This window comes from Rhodococcus sp. IEGM 1241 (assembly GCF_033142365.1).
GTDB lineage: Bacteria > Actinomycetota > Actinomycetes > Mycobacteriales > Mycobacteriaceae > Rhodococcus_F > Rhodococcus_F erythropolis.
Map to the genome: position 1 here is coordinate 580,163 of NZ_JAWLSE010000005.1, position 19,168 is coordinate 599,330.

At 62.9% G+C, this 19,168-nt stretch carries 16 protein-coding genes and 1 riboswitch; of the genes, 2 read left to right on the plus strand and 14 right to left on the minus strand.

Features of this window, described 5'->3' with window-relative positions; genetic code table 11:
• Positions 1-10: 10 nt before the first annotated feature.
• From gcvP to R4P70_RS23940, 11 genes are all read right to left on the minus strand, one after another.
• The gene (gene gcvP, locus R4P70_RS23890; protein ID WP_024487228.1) at positions 11-2,869 is read right to left on the minus strand and encodes an aminomethyl-transferring glycine dehydrogenase; all 2,859 of its coding nucleotides are present in this window, start codon (positions 2,867-2,869) and stop codon (positions 11-13) included.
• 53 nt (positions 2,870-2,922) lie between these two features.
• A riboswitch (glycine riboswitch) is annotated at positions 2,923-3,052 on the minus strand.
• 220 nt (positions 3,053-3,272) lie between these two features.
• Positions 3,273-3,827 carry a MerR family transcriptional regulator gene (locus R4P70_RS23895; protein WP_021344354.1) on the minus strand — a complete coding sequence of 185 codons (555 nt, stop codon included), beginning with the start codon at positions 3,825-3,827 and terminating at the stop codon, positions 3,273-3,275.
• 335 nt (positions 3,828-4,162) lie between these two features.
• Positions 4,163-4,636 (minus strand): bifunctional nuclease family protein, encoded by a 474-nt coding sequence (locus R4P70_RS23900; protein WP_003946194.1) that lies wholly within the window; start codon positions 4,634-4,636, stop codon positions 4,163-4,165.
• Between the two features lie 93 nt (positions 4,637-4,729).
• A complete protein-coding gene (locus R4P70_RS23905) occupies positions 4,730-5,467 on the minus strand; it encodes a MerR family transcriptional regulator (RefSeq protein WP_003946161.1) in 738 nt (245 codons plus the stop codon).
• Entirely contained in the window at positions 5,467-5,961 is a 495-nt protein-coding gene (gene garA / locus R4P70_RS23910) for a glycogen accumulation regulator GarA (protein ID WP_003946166.1), read from the minus strand. Before garA ends, R4P70_RS23905 begins: the two co-directional genes overlap by 1 nt.
• A 211-nt stretch (positions 5,962-6,172) precedes the next feature.
• Complete coding sequence (gcvH, locus tag R4P70_RS23915; protein WP_019748557.1) at positions 6,173-6,577, minus strand: glycine cleavage system protein GcvH; 405 nt, start codon at positions 6,575-6,577, stop codon at positions 6,173-6,175.
• Positions 6,578-6,621: 44 nt separating this feature from the next.
• Complete coding sequence (locus R4P70_RS23920; RefSeq protein WP_019748558.1) at positions 6,622-7,401, minus strand: DUF881 domain-containing protein; 780 nt, start codon at positions 7,399-7,401, stop codon at positions 6,622-6,624.
• Between the two features lie 3 nt (positions 7,402-7,404).
• The gene (locus R4P70_RS23925) at positions 7,405-7,755 is read right to left on the minus strand and encodes a small basic family protein (RefSeq protein ID WP_003946178.1); all 351 of its coding nucleotides are present in this window, start codon (positions 7,753-7,755) and stop codon (positions 7,405-7,407) included.
• A gap of 13 nt (positions 7,756-7,768) precedes the next feature.
• Positions 7,769-8,635: a DUF881 domain-containing protein gene (locus R4P70_RS23930; RefSeq protein ID WP_092763951.1), complete on the minus strand. Its 867-nt coding sequence runs from the start codon at positions 8,633-8,635 to the stop codon at positions 7,769-7,771.
• Complete coding sequence (locus R4P70_RS23935) at positions 8,632-9,231, minus strand: CDP-alcohol phosphatidyltransferase family protein (RefSeq protein ID WP_317832100.1); 600 nt, start codon at positions 9,229-9,231, stop codon at positions 8,632-8,634. Before R4P70_RS23935 ends, R4P70_RS23930 begins: the two co-directional genes overlap by 4 nt.
• A gap of 109 nt (positions 9,232-9,340) precedes the next feature.
• A complete protein-coding gene (locus R4P70_RS23940; RefSeq protein ID WP_070797052.1) occupies positions 9,341-9,955 on the minus strand; it encodes an NUDIX hydrolase in 615 nt (204 codons plus the stop codon).
• A gap of 139 nt (positions 9,956-10,094) precedes the next feature.
• Here R4P70_RS23940 and R4P70_RS23945 point away from each other — a divergent pair, with 139 nt between their 5' ends.
• Both R4P70_RS23945 and R4P70_RS23950 read left to right on the plus strand, forming a co-directional pair.
• The gene (locus R4P70_RS23945; protein WP_029538163.1) at positions 10,095-12,230 is read left to right on the plus strand and encodes a bifunctional lysylphosphatidylglycerol flippase/synthetase MprF; all 2,136 of its coding nucleotides are present in this window, start codon (positions 10,095-10,097) and stop codon (positions 12,228-12,230) included.
• Between the two features lie 4 nt (positions 12,231-12,234).
• Positions 12,235-14,502, plus strand: a complete 2,268-nt coding sequence (locus R4P70_RS23950; RefSeq protein WP_097387349.1) for a DUF2254 family protein — start codon at positions 12,235-12,237, stop codon at positions 14,500-14,502.
• Here R4P70_RS23950 and R4P70_RS23955 read toward each other — a convergent pair.
• The 3 genes from R4P70_RS23955 to thiD all read right to left on the minus strand — a co-directional run bounded on the left by R4P70_RS23955 (position 14,464) and on the right by thiD (position 19,151).
• Complete coding sequence (locus R4P70_RS23955) at positions 14,464-15,753, minus strand: alpha/beta hydrolase (protein ID WP_317832103.1); 1,290 nt, start codon at positions 15,751-15,753, stop codon at positions 14,464-14,466. The genes R4P70_RS23950 and R4P70_RS23955 overlap by 39 nt on opposite strands.
• A 65-nt stretch (positions 15,754-15,818) precedes the next feature.
• On the minus strand, positions 15,819-18,302 hold the full coding sequence (gene pepN / locus R4P70_RS23960) for an aminopeptidase N (RefSeq protein WP_317832105.1): 2,484 nt from the start codon (positions 18,300-18,302) through the stop codon (positions 15,819-15,821).
• A gap of 48 nt (positions 18,303-18,350) precedes the next feature.
• A complete protein-coding gene (gene thiD / locus R4P70_RS23965) occupies positions 18,351-19,151 on the minus strand; it encodes a bifunctional hydroxymethylpyrimidine kinase/phosphomethylpyrimidine kinase (protein ID WP_003946192.1) in 801 nt (266 codons plus the stop codon).
• Positions 19,152-19,168 lie beyond the last annotated feature (17 nt).

Consider the following 19,168-nt stretch of genomic DNA (forward strand, 5'->3'; position numbering starts at 1 on the left):
GGCACACGCCTTAGTTGCCTGCGAACGCTTCGATCGGCGGGCACGAGCAGACCAGGTTGCGGTCGCCATGTGCACCGTCGATACGACGCACGGACGGCCACACCTTCGGGCGAGCCTTGCCTCGCGGGAAGACGGCAATCTCACGCGAGTACGGGTGATCCCACTGCGCTGCAATGCTTCCGGCAGTGTGGGGAGCACCGCGTAGCGGGTTGTCCTCCACCGTCCACTCGCCGGCGCCGACGCGATCGATTTCGCCGCGAATAGCGATCATCGCCTCGCAGAACTCGTCGATCTCTTCGAGGTTTTCGCTCTCGGTGGGCTCGACCATCAGTGTGCCGACCACGGGGAAGCTCATGGTCGGTGCATGGAAACCGTAGTCGGCCAGACGCTTTGCCACGTCGTCGACGGTGACGCCAGTGTCCTTGGTCAACCCACGGAGGTCGAGGATGCACTCGTGCGCGACCATGCCGTTCTCGCCGGTGTAGAGAACCGGGAAGTACTCGTCGAGTCGACGTGCGATGTAGTTGGCCGACGCGATGGCGGTCAGGCTGGCGCGGCGCAGGCCCTGAGCACCCATCATCCGGATGTAGGTCCAGGTGATGGGCAGGATGGACGCACTGCCGTACGGCGCTGCCGAGATCGTTCCTCTACCACCGAGTTCGGGGGCCATCGGGTGTCCGGGCAAAAACGGCGTCAAGTGTGAGCGCACACCGATCGGGCCGACGCCGGGTCCACCGCCGCCGTGCGGAATGCAGAAGGTCTTGTGCAGATTCAGGTGGCTGACGTCGCCGCCGAATCGGCCTGGACGGGCAAGGCCGACAAGCGCATTGAGGTTGGCGCCGTCGACGTACACCTGGCCACCGGCGTCGTGTACCGCTGCGCAGATGTCGGAGATCTCGTGCTCGTAGACACCGTGCGTTGACGGGTAGGTGATCATGATCGCGGCGAGACGCTCGGCGTGATCGGCGATCTTCGCACGCAGATCGTCGACGTCGACGTCACCGTTGGGACGGCAGGCGACTACCTCGACGCGCATCCCGGCCATGACGGCAGACGCCGCGTTGGTGCCGTGAGCACTCGACGGGATGAGGCAGGTGTCTCGATGGTCGTCGCCCCGGCTGAGGTGGTAGTTGCGGATCGCGAGCAGGCCCGCGTACTCCCCTTGGCTGCCGGCGTTGGGTTGCAGGCTGACGTTGTCATAGCCGGTGACCGCGACCAACCAGTCTTCGAGATCCTTGATGATCTTCAGCAGACCGGGTGCATCCGACGTGGGCGCGAACGGATGGATCGCGTTGAACGCCGGCCAGGTGATGGATTCCATCTCGGCGGTCGCATTGAGCTTCATGGTGCACGAGCCCAGCGGGATCATGCTGCGATCGAGGGCGATGTCCTTGTCGGAGAGCGCGCGCAGGTAGCGAAGCATTGCCGTTTCCGTACGGTAACGGGTGAAGGCTTCGTGCTGCAGGTAGTCGGAGGTGCGCTCCTGAGCAGCCGGAACCGAGTTGCCCTCGGCTTCGATGGCGACAACAGCATCCTCGATCCCGAACGCGTCGAGCACGGCAAGGACGTGGTCGGCGGTGGTGGCCTCGTCGCAGGAGATACCGACATGATCGGCATCGACCAGACGCAAGTTGATCCCGGATTCCTTGGCCGCAGCGACGACGTCGGCTGCCTTGCCCGGAACCTGAGCCAGCACGGTGTCGAAGAACGAATCGTGGACTACGGTCACGCCGCCCTCGCGCAGGCCGTTTGCCAACGCGTGTGCGCGGGCAGCGACGCGCAACGCAATCGCCTTGAGCCCCTCGGCGCCGTGGTAACTCGCGTACATCGCAGCGAGGATCGCGAGGAGCACCTGCGCGGTACAGATGTTGGATGTCGCCTTCTCACGGCGAATGTGCTGCTCACGTGTCTGCAGCGCGAGGCGGTATGCCTTGTCTCCGTCGGCGTCGATGGAGACGCCGACCAAACGGCCGGGCAGCTGACGCGCGTGCTTGGAGTGCACGGCCAGGTAACCGGCGTGCGGTCCGCCGTACCCCATGGGAACACCGAAGCGCTGGGTGGTCCCGAAGCACGCGTCCGCACCGAGTTCACCCGGCGAGGTGATGAGCGTCATCGCAAGAAGGTCGGCGCCGACGGCAACCAGTGCGCCGCGCTCGTGAGCTTCCGCGATGATCGAGGTGTAGTCCACGACGCGTCCCGAAGCGCCCGGGATCTGCGCGATGACACCGAAGAAATCACCCTCGGGCAGTCCGGCAGTGAGATCTGCGGAGACGATCTCGATGCCGAGCGGCTCGGCGCGTGTCTCGATGACGGCGAGGGTCTGCGGGTACAGGTCCGCGTCGACGACAAAGCGTGGGGACTTGCTGCGGTTCGCGCGGCGCAGGAGCGTCATGGCTTCGGCAGCGGCGGTGGCCTCGTCGAGCATCGACGAGTTGGCCAGTTCCATGCCGGAGAGATCGGCGACCATGGTCTGGAAGTTGAGGAGGGCTTCGAGGCGGCCCTGGCTGATCTCCGGCTGATACGGGGTGTACGCGGTGTACCAGGCCGGGTTCTCGATGATGTTGCGCAACAACACCGGCGGCGTCAACGTGTCGAAGTAGCCGAGGCCGATCATCGACGTCGCGACAGTGTTCTGGGCTGCAAGTGCAGTCAGTTCGGCAAGTGCCTCGTGCTCTCCGACCGGAAGCGGCAGAGCGTCGAGTCCGGCCGCGATGCCGTTGGGGGCAGCGTCGAGGATGACGGAGGGAACGGCCTTGGTTGCCAGTTCGTCGAGTGAATCGACACCGACGAGTTCGAGGATGCGCGCGAGTTCCGCGGCGTTCGGACCGACATGGCGGTCGGCAAATATACGGCTTGCAGCGTCGATCACGACAACTCCCAGACAGATCGGAGGATCAGGACACACACCGAACTGCGGTGCGTTCCTCCCCCTCTGTCGCATGCTCGATTCCCGAGCGCCTGAGAGATTCGGTAGTGATCCGCCGATAGACGGAAGCCACAGCCTTTCCCCGTCGGCGGGTGGGTTGTCCCACCGCTTTCCAGAGGCGTCGGAGCCCGTACGGTCCTTGGTGCCTGAGAGATTGACGGGGAGGTATTGCTCCTTCGGCGCCCTGATCCCGCTCACGACTGACCTTTGAGACAAAGACTGAAACAAAGACAAGTTCGGTGAATCGGTATCCGAGGCTCTCCCGTACGCCGGCGACGCAGGCCCAGTCTAGTTGACCGAAACGCCTACCTGCACCGTGGCATCCTCCAAAGAGATGTGACGTGCGTTATCCGGTTTTGCGGCTGGCGCGATTCTTGCGTCGCGAAGCCAACTCGTCTTCCGGGTTGGGATCGCTTTCGCCGCCGTCAGCCCGCTCGGCTGGGAAGTCGGCGATTGTTCCGGTGAGTTCACGCATCGCTCCACTGACTGCGATGCCGAATACGCCCTGCCCACCCTGGAGGAGGTCGACGACCTCTTCGGGAGACGTGCATTCGTACACGGTGGTGCCGTCGGAGAACAGGGTGATGTTGGCAAGATCGCGGACGCCGCGCTTACGGAGGTGATCGACGGCAACGCGAATGTTCTGCAGTGAGATGCCGGTGTCGAGCAGACGCTTCACGATCTTCAGAACGAGGATGTCCTTGAAGGAGTACAGACGTTGGCTACCGGATCCGGCAGCGCCACGGATTGACGGAACAACCAACGACGTCCGTGCCCAGTAGTCGAGTTGGCGGTACGTGATCCCGGCGATCTGGCACGCACTGGGTACTCGATATCCGACGAGGTCGTCGGGGATGGAATCGTCCGGGAACAGGCCTGGCTGCAGCTCTTCGGAAGACATTTCTGCAGTCGGCTCGGCACTATCGGCTATGCCCGTTCCGCGCTCATTCGACTGTTCTTCCACTGCCGTCTCCCTCTCGCTTCGCCATCATGTAACCAACCTGTGCTATCAGCAGTCACGAGAATCCCGTGCCGACCGAACTTTCAGATGTGAATCCAAGGCAGGTAATTCCATGAGTGGACTTACCCAGAGTACGCCTCGATCGACAAGGCGAGAAGATCTCCACCGCACGCAACGGTAAGACCACGAGGGTGCTCGGTCAACGCAACACGCCGACCGAGACTCAACCTCTACTTGAGAGTTGAAGACTAAAGCCTGATTACGGACAAACAGGACTAACCGTCAGTGGCTTTGAAGTCGTCCGGCGAGATGGTGTCAAGGAATTCCTTGAACTTCTCGACCTCGTCTTCGCGCTCGTCAGGAATGACCAGACCGGCCTCGGCGAGAACAGCCTCCGACGCGAAGATCGGAACGCCGATGCGCAGGGCCAATGCAATCGAGTCCGACGGACGTGCCGAGACGGTGGTCTGCTCGTCGAAGACGAGATCCGCGTAGAAAGTGCCCTCTTGCAGGTCCACGATCCGCACTTCCTTGAGGCTCCGACCGAATGATTCGATCAAGATCTTGATCAGGTCGTGAGTCAGCGGCCGCGCCGGCTCGACTCCCTGTTGTTCGAGAACAATCGCGGTAGCTTCGGTTTGCCCGATCCAGATCGGCAGGTACCGATCGCCGTCGGACTCTCGCAGCAACAGGACCGGCTGATTCTGAGGCTGCTCGACACGAACTCCGATCACACGCATTTCGCCCATCGAGCTTGCCTCCAACCTGACGTGATCCAGCCGACCGACTCCGATGCGGTCGTACTGAAATTCTATTCGAGTGTGCCCCGCTGATCGAGGAACTCAGCGATCGAGACTTCCCCGAACCGCCGACTTGACCAGACATGTGTGCAAAGTCAGCGACAGCGCAGCCAGTTCCCGGACCATTTCCTCGGCACGATCACGTGCTCCGGCGTCACGACCCTTGGCAACCGGTCCGGCGATCTGGGTCACGAGTCCCGCTTCACGATCAGCAGCCAACTTGAACGCCCGCAGATGACGAACCTCCAAGCCGTACTCGGACATCGCCTTCGCGGTGCGCGCCAGCGTCACGGCGTCCTCGTCGAAGAAGCCCGCTGCGCCGGGAACGACCAAACCGGTACGGATCAGATCGGTCAGAAACCGATCGTCGATGTCGGCGCGAGCGAGAAGGTCCTGACGACCGACTCGAACTTCGCGATCGACCCGGAAAGCCTCGGGTGAGACATCGCCCGTAGCGATCGACAGGACGCGAGCACGACGAGGCGCAGGAACTTCTGCACTCACCGTCGCTGCGCCGCTGTCGATCGCTTCGAGTTGTTCTTTGATCACTTTGAGCGGCAGGTACTGATCACGTTGAGCGGTCAGCACGAAGCGAAGACGCTCGCAGTCCTCGACAGAGAATCTGCGGTATCCCGACGGTGTCCGTTGTGGGCTGATCAAACCCTCGGACTCGAGGAAACGGATCTTCGAAATCGTCACGTCGGGAAAATCTGGACGCAACCGATCCAGCACGGAACCAATCGACATTCCGGGCTGGCTCTGCTGCCGCACTGCCGTCATTAGCTACCCGCACCTGCTGACGACTCGCCGACCTGCGAACCGCCGGCACGAGGGCCGGTGAGGAACACCAGACGGAACTTGCCGATCTGAACCTCGTCACCGTTCGCGAGAACTGCCGAATCGACAGGCTCACGGTTGACGTAGGTGCCGTTGAGGCTTCCGACGTCGACGACGTGGAAATCCGCATCTTCCTGACGGAACTCGGCGTGACGACGGCTGACGGTCACGTCGTCGAGGAAGATGTCGCTGTCCGGGTGCCGACCTGCCGACGTCGTCGGCTGATCGAGCAAAAAGCGGGATCCTGCATTCGGTCCCCGCTTGACCACCAGAAGGGCGGCTCCGGCGGGAAGGCCTTCCACGCCCGAAACCGGCTGCTCGGCGGCCGGTGCTGCAGAGGAGGTGTTGTCGAGCTCATTGAGGAAGTCCGCACGGAAAACCGAAGTGGTCTCCGCCGGCGACTCCCCATAGCCCGCGTCGTTACCGTTCTCGCTCACTGTTTCTCCTCCTGGGTCAATCATCCAGATCATGAATCACTGGACTACGCAGTGCACTTTCTTCACGAGCATCTTTCACAGTCACGTTCGATACGGCCCTGCGCCCCGACTCGGCACATGCGTACCTAACGACCGTACCCTGCGCAGACCGCCGCGTGCAGCGAGACAGGCCGCGACACAACACGAGTTGGCCGGTCCACGCGCAGGTTTTCTACTCGGACGTGAGTCCCTTGTATGCCTCCGCGTCCAGCGTTGCCGCGAGTGCGGCGTCGAGTGTGGCCTCGTCGGCGACCTCGAGCTCGACCAACCAACCCGTGTTGTACGGATCGGTGTTGACGAGGTCAGGCTGTCCGTCCAATTCACCGTTGGCTGCAAGAACTTTCGCAGTGAACGGAGCAAAGATGTCGGAGACGCTCTTGGTCGACTCGACCTCACCGAGCGATTCACCGGCGGTCACGTCTTCGTCGACAGCGGGAAGCTGGACGAACACGACGTCACCGAGCTGCGACTGAGCAAAGTCGGTGATACCGACTCGAACTGAGGTCGGGCCGGTCCGCTTCACCCACTCGTGCTCCGCGGTGTAGCGCAGATCGGTAGGTGTATCGAGCTCACTCACAGTGGCTTCCTTTCACAGGCCGTCCGAAAGTCGGACGCAAAAGATCAATTTCCGGGTTGAGCGTATTGGCGCGGATTCAATTGTCGCAAGACGGAGATCGTGACCTGCTGCGATTGGTCGACTGAGGAAGTTCCGCCGTTGCGTGCGACGTTGTCGAAAACGCCTCCGGGAATGTTCAACGCTGCTGCCAACGTCGGTGGATCCCCGATCGCGGTCACAGTGTACGGCTGCTCGATCCGGGTTCCGTCCAATTCGATCTCGCCGCCGCGCCCACTCACCCACGAGTTCACGCCGATACGAATGGGTTCGCCGTTCGCACCTGCGATCGAGATGGCTTCGGCCCCGGCAGCACGTAGTTCCTGGATGAGATCGAGAATCACTTCGGAGCCGACGCCCCCTGCTGGATCCGTCAGGGTCATCGTCACACCCGGTCCGGTAGCAGGAGCGGTCCCCACCTGAATGGAGAGCGAGGTCAGCCGCGCCCGCGCCTCGTCGAGCGCTGCTCCGGTGTTGCCGCCGGCTTCCAAAGTGGCAAGCGATTCCTGAAGATTCGCGACTTCCTGCCTCAGCGCGGCTTCACGCCGATTCAAGTTGTCGAGAACCACCAGGAGGTCGGCAGGGCGCGCGGCGTCGAGTGAATCTCCGGCCACGGTGCTGCGTACCTGTGTGGCAATCGCGACACCGAGCACACCCAGAAGCACGGCGGCGAGGATCGCGAACACCACGTTCGTGCGATGTTTCGACGGCGAACGCAACTCGTGACGACCTTCTCCCGTAGTCGTCACCGGTGGTTCTTCGGGGTCAGTCGCTGCGTGGTCGGACATGGCTCACGCTCCGAACAGTCGTCGTCGCAATGCCGCTGCGTTGCCGAAGATCCGGATACCCAGCACGACGACGATTGCCGTCGAGAGTTGAGTACCCACACCCAACTGATCGCCGAGCCAGACGATCAACGACGCGACGAGCACGTTGAAGACGAAGGAGACCACGAACACCTTTGCGTCGAATATCTCGTCCAGATACGCGCGTAGTCCGCCGAAGACGGCGTCGAGTGCCGCAACGACAGCAATCGGAAGATAGGGCTGGATGACGTCGGGCACCTGCGGGCTGAAAACGACGCCCAAGACGATGCCGACGACCAGTGCTGCGAGTCCGTACAGGGCGGAACCGGCCTTCATCGAACTCCTTCTGTCACTTGGGTTCTGTGGGTTCTGTTGCCACCCGGACCGCACGAGGCGTCGCGGGCGGCAGTGTCAACGATTCGTCCTCGGCCACTGCGAAACCGACTCCGTACAGTTGCGAGACGCTCGACATTCTCACGTAGGCGTCGCTGACGACGAACTCTCGCTGCAGCGCGCGCGTGTCGCCGATCGCCTCGACGCGGTACGGCGAGAAGACAGGTTGGTTGTCGACGAGCATCGCGCCGCCCGCCTGACGGATGGTCACCGTCGGCCCGATTCGCACGCCGCCGACGGCGATTGCCTCCGCTCCGCCAGCCCACAGGGCGTTGACGACGGTCTGCAGATCACGATCGAGGACAACTGTCTTACCGCCGACGCTGCGCTGGGACGCATCCGAGAGGTTCGGGCGCCCGGCCGGGTCAGTCAACGTCACCACCAGCCCCTCCCCGTGAACGGCTTCGGCTCCTGCGCCGGATTCGACCGCTCGCAATTGATCGAGGACCGCGCTGCCTCTGGCATCGCCTTCGAGCGCCACGCCACGGGCGGCGTCGACGTCGCCGCCGAGTGAATCGCGGGACGCGGCCAGCGAATCGATTCGATCCTCCGCGTCACGGACCTTGGCGACCAACTCGCTTCGAACCTCCTCGGTGCCGGTCACCTGCTTGGTGGCCTGAACTGCCGAGACCGTGACGATGAACCCGATCAACAGTGCACCGAGGGCCAGCCACGGCCCCGTCTTCGAGGATCTGTTCGTCGTGTGCTCGTGTTGGCGTTCGAATGCCGTCGCTTCGTAGCCCGGATCGAGATGTTCGGTCATGAGCGACCGAAGCAGCGACGGTACCGGGTTACGACGGACGTCCTCCCCGGTCGACTTCATCGGCGCACGACCTCGTGCGTTCGCGCAACGTCAACGGCTTTGAGCACGTAGATCGCGGCAGTCCACACGTACAGGACGGTTCCCCAGATCAGGAAAGCGAAACCGAAGGCATGGGTGAACGGTCCGATGGCCCAGTCTCCGTGTCCGGCAAGAATCAAGGGCAGCGCGAACATCAGGAGGAAGGTCGCAGCCTTGCCGAGGTAGATGACCTCGGGCGGCGGCAGTCCACGCCGGCGGTAGATCGGCAGCGTCAACGCGAGTAGAAGATCACGGCCGATCAAAATCGCCGCGACCCACCAGGGAATGAAATCGCGGGCGACGAAGGTGACCAGCGTCGTCACGACGTAGAGACGGTCGACCAGCGGGTCGAGAAGCGCTCCCAGACGCGAGGTCTGTCCGAGCACTCTGGCCAACTTGCCGTCGAGCCAGTCGGTGAACCCGCTGAGCATCAGCAGCGCCAATGCCCAGCTGTCCGAGTGCGTGACGAGCAGCAGGTAGGCGAACAGCGGCAGAGCGAGTAGACGCACGATACTGAGCACGTTGGGAACAGTGAGAATCCGATCCGTGGGGACCAGTTCTTGTTCGCCAGAGTTCACTGCACACACCTCGCGTCTTTCGATTGCCGTGCGGCCAGCTTTCCACAGCACGACGGACTATTCGCCGAGGCGCCGTAGCCCGAACTGTCCCGAGCGTGTCGAGCTGACCTTATTGCCAGGCGAACACCGGCTGCTCGAGGTTGTCGATGCGCGTGTTCCGTCCGTTCAGTACTTCGCGGAACTGATAGATGACGGCGCCGGTCGGCGCATGGATCAGGCTCGTTCGGAAAGGCCACTGGATCACCGGGTTCGGTGATTCCTCGATGGTGACGAAGCGCGAGTCCACGTCGAGCTCCTCCGACGTCACGGCATACACCTGGGCCACCTCGTCGGGATTGGGTACCAGTCCCCCGATGTCCTCACCGGACCAGACGACGAACGGTCGGATCACAAATCCCGAACGGGTGACGTAGTCGTCGAGCCGGCCGATGATGTTCGACTCAGGGACGTCGACGCCCAACTCTTCGGACAGCTCCCGAACCGCTGCTTGTTCGGAAGACTCACCCGGGTCGACGCTTCCGCCTGGCAACGCGAACTGACCGGGGTGAGCGCGCATCTTGCTCGGCCGCTTCGTCACCGGGAACACGGGTGTTCCGTCCGCAGTCCGCATGACGACGATGACCACCGACGCCGAGCGCCTTCCGTCCAATTCGACCGACCGAGGTTCGAAAGCGGCAAGTGAGGCGACCAGGTGGTCCCGATTCAGTAAATCTCCGTTCACCATGGCTCGACAGTAGCGCCACGAGACTGAGACCCCCAGCCAGTCTCGTCCATTTTGACCGCTTCGCCTGATTATCGGTCTGTATTCCTGTCATGCTGAACAGGCAGAATCCACCGTGCGGCATGGCGAGAAGAGAACCTCGATGGCTGAGCAGTCCCAGACCCCCACCCCGCAGACCGACCAGAGCGCGCCAGGCGCGCCGAATCGGGCCTCTCGCTTTGCCTCCGACGCGCTGAGCGTCCTGCGGCGCGTGCCGTTCACCTCGATCGTCGTGCTCACCATCACCGTCGTCGGGATCGCGACCGGCGCCTTGTGGAATCACGTCCGTACCTACTCGTGGTTCGACGACATCGCCTACGGAGTCCCTGCCTTGCAGGAAGGTAAGTGGTGGACTCTCGTCACGGGTTGGTTCTTCGGCTTGACGCCGGGTCAGTATGTTTCGATCATCGTCGTTTTTGCCTTCGCGGTCGGCTGGTGCGAGTGGCGCCTGGGAACCAAGAACGCGGCCATCGTCACCATCAGCGGTCAGTTGGCGGGCGAACTGGGTGCATCGCTCCTCCTCTGGGCGGGCAGCCACACCGATTGGGATTGGGCTCGCAACCTCGCCACCCACCGCGACGTCGGTGTCACCACCGCCATCATCGCCGCACTCGCCGCGACCACCGCAACTCTGCGCTCGCCCTGGCGAATGCGAGTGCGCGCCATCCTGTGCGCGTACATCGCGATCGCCTTTCTCTTCGAAGGTCGCCTCGCCGACGTACAGCACCTCATCGCGGTTGCGATCTTCCTTCCGGTCGGCGAAAAGTTCTTCGGCGACGGAGAGCGCGGGTTCATCCCCCGAACGCGACGCGAGATCCGTCTGCTCGGATTCATCGGCCTGCTCCTGATCGGAGTGGTCGAGATCGCCGTGTGGTTGTTCCCCGGCAGTGGACCCTTCGGGCCGACGGAAGCCGAAACCGGTTCGGGCTGGACCGCATTGGTCGACGTGATCATCGTTGCACTGATCGCGGATCAGTTGCGACGAGGTCGCCGCTGGGCCTGGTGGGTTGCCGTGGTGTTCGGCTCTCTGACGGTCTTGGCCACCGCCCTCGTCCTCGGTTCGGTCATCTTCTTCGACTACGAAAGCGCCGGAGCCGTCACGGTCGGTACCGCGCTGCTCTGGCTTCTCGAACTCATCTTGTTGATCAAGGGCCGTCACGCTTTCCACGTGCCGATGCGGCGCAAGATTCGAGGCGGACCGCTGTCCGGGAACGATCCTCGCGCCACTGCGCGGGAACTGCTCAAACAGCACGGCGGCGGAACCATGTCGTGGATGACGACGTGGGACGGCAACAGTTACTACTTCGGCGAGTCGGGTGAGAGTGTCGTTGCATTCCAACGGCATGTCGGTGTCGTCGTGGTGCTGGCCGATCCGATAGCGAGCCCCGAGCGACTTGCCGCGGCGGTCGACGAGTTCACGACGATGTCCGAAGCCAACGGCCTCACTCCCTGCTTGTTCTCCGTAGGAAAGGAAACAGCCGATGCCGCCACACGGCGGGGGTGGCGCACCGTTCAGGTCGCCGAGGACACGATCGTCGACCTGCCGGAATTGCAGTTCACCGGAAAGTCCTGGCAGGACATCCGCTCGGCGCTCAACAAGGCCAAGAAGGACGACATCACCTTCCGGATGACAACACTGGCAGACGAGCCGTTCTCCGTATTGGCTCAGGTGCGCGCTATATCCGAGGAATGGGTGGGCGACAAGGGACTACCCGAGATGGGGTTCACCCTCGGCAGCGTCGAAGAGGCGCTCGATCGCGACGTCCGGGTCGGTTTGGCCGTCGACCCGACGGGAAGTATTCACGGCGTCACCTCGTGGTTGCCGGTGTACGGCGAAGGCGGCGTGGTCCGGGGTTGGACGCTCGACGTCATGCGTCGACGCCCGGACGGCTTCCGGCCGGTGGTCGAGTTCCTCATCGCATCGTCGGCCCTCGAATTCAAAGAACAAGGTGCCCAATTCGTCTCACTGTCCGGCGCGCCGCTGGCCCGCAGCGACGACGGCGCCGACGCCGCATCGATGGACCGCCTGCTCGACATGCTCGGAGCCGCGATGGAACCGCTCTACGGCTTCCGGTCTCTTCACGCATTCAAGAAGAAGTTCAAGCCGAGATACGAACCCGTTTTCCTGTGTTTCCGCGACGAGGCCGACCTGCCTCGAATCGGAATCGCGCTCACGCGTGCTTACCTTCCGGACGCGACAGCTCCTCAGCTGATCAAGCTCGCCACCAGCAAGAGCTGACGCCGTGCGGTCCTGGTTCGAGCACACGGTCGTCGACACCGGCAGACTCCCACTGTTCTTCCTTCTGCTCGCCTTTGTCCTGACGTTCCTGTTCATTCGGTTCAGCGTTCGAATGATCCGAGCTGAGGTCTCGTGGTGGCCAGGCAATGTCACGCCCGGTGGAATGCACATCCACCACATGGTTTTCGGTTTGATGATGATGCTCGTGTCCGGCTTTGCCTTCATCGCTCTGGCCGACTATCACACCCCGATCGCCAACTGTGTTCTTGCGTCGGTGTTCGGTATCGGCAGCGCGCTGGTCCTCGACGAGTACGCACTCGTGCTACATCTGCGCGACGTCTACTGGGCCGAAGAGGGTCGCTCGTCCATCGACGCGGTGTTCGTTGCCATCGCGATCTCGTTCCTTTTCCTTCTCGGAGTCCACCCGATCGGGTTCGCGGGAGAGTTCGACCCGTATGAGCAGGACCGTAGCCTGGCGACGTTGATCGGCGTTGTCGTCGCGATCGTGATCCAACTCGGACTCGCCGTGATCACGTTGATGAAGGGCAAACTCTGGACCGGCTTGATCGGACTGTTCTTCACCCCGCTTCTGTTGGTCGGAGCAATTCGGTTGAGTCGCCCGGGTGCGCCGTGGGCGCGTTCGCGTTACCGCGACAAGCCCGCGAAGATGAGCCGGGCAGTCGCCCGTGAGCAGCGGTATCGCGAGCCGATGATCCACGCGAAGATCTACGTTCAGGAAACGGTGTCAGGAAGTTTCGGTTCCACTCCTCCGACCCCACCACCACTCCCAGTCGTCGACACCACGACGCCTACGACGAAAGTCGGACTATCACGGCGGCTTTCGGACAGAATTCGCTGGCGCCGAACTCGCCGACGATTACGAACAGTCCCGGTCTGGCGCCTCCCCGTGATCCTCGTCGTGCTGTCCGTCGTCACCGCGAACATCCTCGTCGGGATCGACGGAGACCTGGTGAGCGACGGCGACGTCGGTACCATTTCCGAGGGCGTGGACGCCGGGGCCACCGCAACGCTGCTCAGCGTCATCGCCGGCGGGATGATCACTCTCACCGGTCTGGTGTTCACCGCCATCACCCTCGCAATGCAGTTCGGCGCCTCGCAGATTTCGGTGCGGGTGGTCCCGATGCTTGCGCAACAGCGAGTCATGCGGTGGTCGATCGGCATGTTTCTGGCCACGTTCGTCTTCTCCTTGATCATTGCGCTCGATCTGGCGCTCGATTCGGAGAATTCCTCACCGACCATCTCCACGGCGATCGCACTGCTTCTGGCATTGGCCAGTGCGATCCTGTTCATCGCGTTGGTGGCGAAGGTCGGGTCGATTCTCAATTCCAGTCGGTTGCTGCGTTGGATAGCGGCCCAGGGTCGCAGCGCGACGATTCGTGCCTATCCGCTGTACGAGGACTTACCTTCCGGCGCACCGAAACCCAGTCAGCCGCTCCCCCTCCCCCAACCGCGCGAGTCCGAAACCTCCGAGAGCGCCGACGCACTGGTGATTCGCCTGCGCCACCTCTCACCCGACGGCCGGATTCTGCTGGCGATCGATCTCGCACGACTGCAGCGGTTGGCCAGCCGCTGGGACGTCTCGGTCGAGGTCGTCCCCAGCATCGGCGAGTTCGTCGCCCAGAACGCGCCCCTCTTCGAGGTACGCGGACCGTCGCTGAAGGTACGTCCTGACACCTTGATGTCGTGCTTGATCTTCGGTGACACGCACAGCCCGGTCGTCAGCCCCGGTGCAGCGCTTCAGTCGATCGTGGACATCGCGCTCAAGGCACTGTCACCCGCCATCAACGACCCGGGCCGAGCCGTGCAGGCTCTCGACCACATCGAAGATCTTCTGGTACTTCTCGCCCCGCGGGTCCGCTTCGACACGTCAACCTCGGATCTCACGCTGATCCGAGGGCAGCAACGCACCTGGACCGATTACGTGTCCGTCGCCACCGACGAGATCCGGCACTTCAGTACCAATTCCGCGCAGGTCCAGCGCCGTCTACGCGCGGTATTCGCGACCTTGCTCGAAGCCTGCCCGCCGGACCAGCACCCTCCGCTACTCGAGCGCGTCGACGCACTCGATGCGCAATTGACCCGAGAATGGACCGGCGCACTCGACCTTCGGCTCGCGAGTGTGGCAGATCCGCAGGGATTGGGCTCCGAAGCCGGGGCGACCGGAAGAATTCACCCGCTGATCATCGGGTCTTCGGAACTTCCAGACGAACGTTCATCCGGGCAGGCCGAGTCGCGTTCCCAGCCAACCTAATTGACTCGCCAATCCAGCCGACCACACCTGGAAGCTGTGTCCGCCGTCGACCTCGGCGTACTGGACGTCCATCCCTGCGGCTTTTGCGGCTTCGTAGAGCGTTTGAAGACCTGGGCGGTAGTCGTTGTCCTGTTTGCCGACCACGAACACTCCTGCGCTGTCGGGGAACTTCTTCTCCCGGAGCAGATCCTGCGGATTCACTGCCACGAACGCGGCTTCGTTACCGCCGAACGCTGCATCGACCGTCTGCTTCCGATCACCGAGGGTGGGTTCGATCTGACCGGACAGATCCAGGAACGTCGGATACACCGCGGGGAAGTTCGTTGCCATCTGGAACGCGCAGGTACCGCCGTAGGAAAGTCCCCCGATCGCCCACTTCCTCGGGTCGGGATCCACCTGGAGGTTCCCGCGCACCCAGTCGGGAACATCGCGCGAAAGGTACGTTGCGACGTTCCCGAGTTGGGAATCGACGCAGAGCGGATTCGCCAGTTCCGACCCGGTCCCGTCAGCAACGACGACAACGGGAGCCAAGCCCGAATGCGCAGCGGCGTAGGCGTCCATGGTCTGGACGAGACGTCCGCCCTGTAGCCAGTCCTCGGGCGCGCCTGGTTGGCCGGCAAGCAGTACCAACACCGGCAACTCCGGCCGTGGGTTGGTGAAATACGCGGGCGGTAGATAGATCTCGGCGTCGCGGGCGCTGAATCCGGAGACCGTCCCCGCAATCGTGACCGTGCTGACCTTGCCGGCCGACGGCATGTCCGCTGGAACCTTCCATTGCGAAACCGGTACCGCCCCGTCCTTGCCGTCGTCCAGGTCGGCGAGTGAAACCTTCTCCGCGTCCGAGAGTCCCAGCGCTGTTCCCAACGTCGGATACGACTGGAACTGCAGATTCACGTGAGCCGCGCTCGACACGACCACCAGGAGCACGGAGACCACGGTGAGCACGCGGCCGTCGATCCGCGTCGCCGCAAATACCCGCGAAACACCCAGCAGCACGCCGAGAATGCCCAACCCGATCCACACGTAGACCGGACGGGCAATCGGATCGGGGAACGGGTGCCACACCTTCTCGATCAGCCAGTACAGCACGAGAGTGATCGCGATTGCCGCGACGATGCAGACCGGAATCGAGATCAGCACGTGACGCCTCGATCTCGAGAAGATCAGCCACAGAAGTGCCAGAATTCCGAGCACCGTCACCACGGGCGGAACCGGGCCCGTGACCAGCGACAGATCCGTGATCGTGTGCACGTCGTCTCCCGTCGCAGCCCTGTTTAGACAATATCCAAGAACAGGACATTTCGGAGCTGATGGCGTCAGATCACTGCGTTCGACGCCTGGGCACGTAGGTCTCGGGCCAGGTGATCCCGACGTTCGAGAACAAGCCTCCGCAGCGACGCGGGAGCCTCCGCATTGGCCTGGATCCAGGAATCGACAGCAGAGGTGTCTTCAGCTGCCGGGAAGAGTCCGTTCACCAACCGTCGCGCGATCTCGATGCTGCGTTCGGACCACCACTTCCCCAGGGACGAGAAGTACTCGACCGCATATCCCTCGATCAACGACGGGTCCGTGCCCGAACGGAATCCGGCGATCGTCGCATCCAGGCGGTCGTTCGAGAGTGAGGCATCGGTGGTCGCCGACGCCCAGGCAGCCGCCTTGGTCTCGGCATCGGGAATCGACGCCGCGGCGCGGACGTACGCCGTTCGACCCGCTGACGTGCTGTCCTTGCTCAGCTCACCGTCGAAGTCGCTTACACTCGCATGGCCGGTCGCGGACAGGGCGATCCACAATGCCCACCGCAGATCAGGATCGAGAGCCAGTCCGACCGGTCCCGGGCACGTGCCGTCGAGTATCGACCGCAACTCGCCGGCGCGAGCATCGTTGACCGCTGCGGCGGCCGACAGAGCCCGTGCCCATGCCAGCTGTCTTCCGGACTCCGGTTCGGCTTCGAACAACGCCTTCCAGGTCGTTTCCAACCAGCCCGCACTGACATTGGGCCGCAAGCTTTTCGGAACGTAGTGAAGAACCGCGTATTGGGCATCGGTCAGGATCGCGCTGAGAATCGCAAGATCTGTCTCTGCGGGAGCGAATCGTTCCACCATGTCGAGGTATCGGAACACCGAGAGCTGCGCATCGCGCACCGAGTTCCACAGCGACGACCAGATCACACCGCGCGCAAGCGGATCGCTCACGCGGTCCAGGGATGCCTCGACCGTGGACAGAGATTCCGCGTCCAATCGCACCTTCGCGTAGGTGAGGTCTTCGTCGTTGAGCAGTGTGAGCGCTCCGGGCGGAAGGTCGACCGACGTGCGGGATTCGGTGATGTCGAGTTCGACGCGTTCGGTGCGAACAAGATCTCCGGACTCGTTGTAGTCGTAGATTCCGACTGCGAGCCGATGCGGCCTCGGGTCCGTCTGGACCAGGTCTGTTCCGTCGAGCGACAGCGTAGACACTCCGGTGGTCTGCAACCAGATTCGGGCCCATTCGCGCACATCACGTCCGGAAGTCTCCGCGAGCACATCGAGCAGATCAACAAGCGTGGTGTTCCCGAATGCGTGGGCCTTGAAGTACCGTCGTGCCGCTTCGAAGAACGCGTCACGGCCGACGAACGCCACGAGTTGCTTGAGGACACTGGCGCCCTTGGCGTAGGTGATTCCGTCGAAGTTCAGCTTTGCAGCTTCGAGATCGACGATGTCGGCGACGATGGGATGCGTGGTCGGCAGCTGATCTTGGAGGTACGCCCACGCCTTTCGCTTGATGGCAAATGCTACCCAGGCATCGGTGAAGCGAGTGGCTTCGGCGCTGACCAGCGATCCCATGAAGTCGGCGAAGGATTCCTTGAGCCACAAGTCATCCCACCAGACCATGGTCACGAGATCGCCGAACCACATGTGCGCCATTTCGTGCAGGATCGTGTTGGCGCGACGCTGATGCTGCTCGTCGGTTGCGGTGCCGCGGAACACATACGCCTCGGTGAAGGTCACCAGTCCCGGGTTCTCCATGGCGCCGAGGTTGTACTCGGGGACGAAGATCTGGTCGTACTTGCCGAACGGATACGGATAGTCGAAGTGCTCGGCGTAGAAGTCCAACCCCTGACGGGTGATGTCGAAAACGTTGTCCGCATCGAGGTGTGGAGCCAACGACGCCCGGCACAAAGCGCCCAACTCGACAGTGAGTTCGCCGCGACTCCACGACGAGGCCACGCGGTGATACGGCCCGGCCGCGATCACGGTGATGTAAGTCGAGATCGGCAGCGTCGGCGCGAAAGTGACGCGTTGCGCACCGTCGACGGAGAGAGTCCGTGTCGCGGGCTGATTCGACAGGACTTCCCAGCCGTCAGGTGCTGTCACCTCGAATGTGAAGGGCGCCTTGAGGTCCGGTTGCTCGAAGCAGGCGAAAACACGCCTGGCATCGGCGGGCTCGTATTGCGTGTACAGATACGTCTGATCGTCAGCGTCGTCGACAAATCGGTGCAGCCCTTCACCGGAACGGCTGTAGTGGCCGTGAGCTGCCACTCGCACGACGTTCGATCCGCCGAGTCCGCGCAGCACAATCCGGGACCCGTCGTACTCCACCGGAATGGACGCACCGTCGACGTCCACGGAATCGACTGCAGCACCGATGAAGTCGAGCCACGTGGACTCCGCCGACGACGTCAGATCAATTGTCGTGACGGTCGAAAAGGTCTTCGAGGCAGAGTCCGCCGCCGATCGCAGATCCAACTCCACCCGGTACCCGGTGACGTCGATGGTTCGAGATCGTTCGGCGACTTCGCTTCGATTCAGGTTCGCAGTACTCACGCACTCGATCCTGCCAGGCCGCACGCGGCGATGTGAGCCGCAGTGTGCCTATCCCTTGAAAGCGCCCTGCCAGACGGTGTCGAACGGCGTGTGTGCCGAGACGCGGCCTTCGATGCCCGCCGTGACGAACTTCTTGGCCAGAGCGACGGCTTCTCCCACGTCGGCGCCCTTTGCCAGTTCGGCGGTCACCGCGGCGGCCAGCGTGCAACCGGCACCCGAGACGCGCTCTTCGCCGACCTTGGGGGCGGAGAGAACCGTCACGTCGGTCCCGTCGAACAACACGTCGACGGCGTCGCCACCGGCGAGTTCGACACCACCCTTTGCGAGCACGTACTTGGGTCCGAGGTCGTGGATACGACGTGCGGCCTCGATGAGGTCGTCCACGCTTTCGATACTGTCCATTCCGGCGAGGGTGCGTGCCTCGAACAGGTTGGGTGTGACGACGGTGGCGAGCGGGAGGATCGAATCACGAAGTGCTGTATCGGTATCGAGAGCCGCGCCGGGCTCCTGGCCCTTGCAGATCAGGACCGGGTCGAGGACGACGTGGCGCCAGGACTGCCGACGCAGACCCTCTGCCACAACCTCGATCGTGGCGGGAGTGCCCAACATGCCGATCTTGACGACGTCCAGATCGTGAGCCGCAGTGGCAGCCTCGATCTGATCAGCGATCACGTCAGGAGCGATCGGCACGAAGCGATGACCCCAGTTGTTCTTGGGATCGAACGAGACGATGCATGTGGTGGTCGCTACGCCGTAGACGTCCAATGCCTGGAACGTCTTCAGGTCGACCTGCAGGCCGGCACCGCCAGTCGCTTCGGACCCAGCGATGACATAGGCGAGGTCAACCACAGCACAATCTCCTTCTT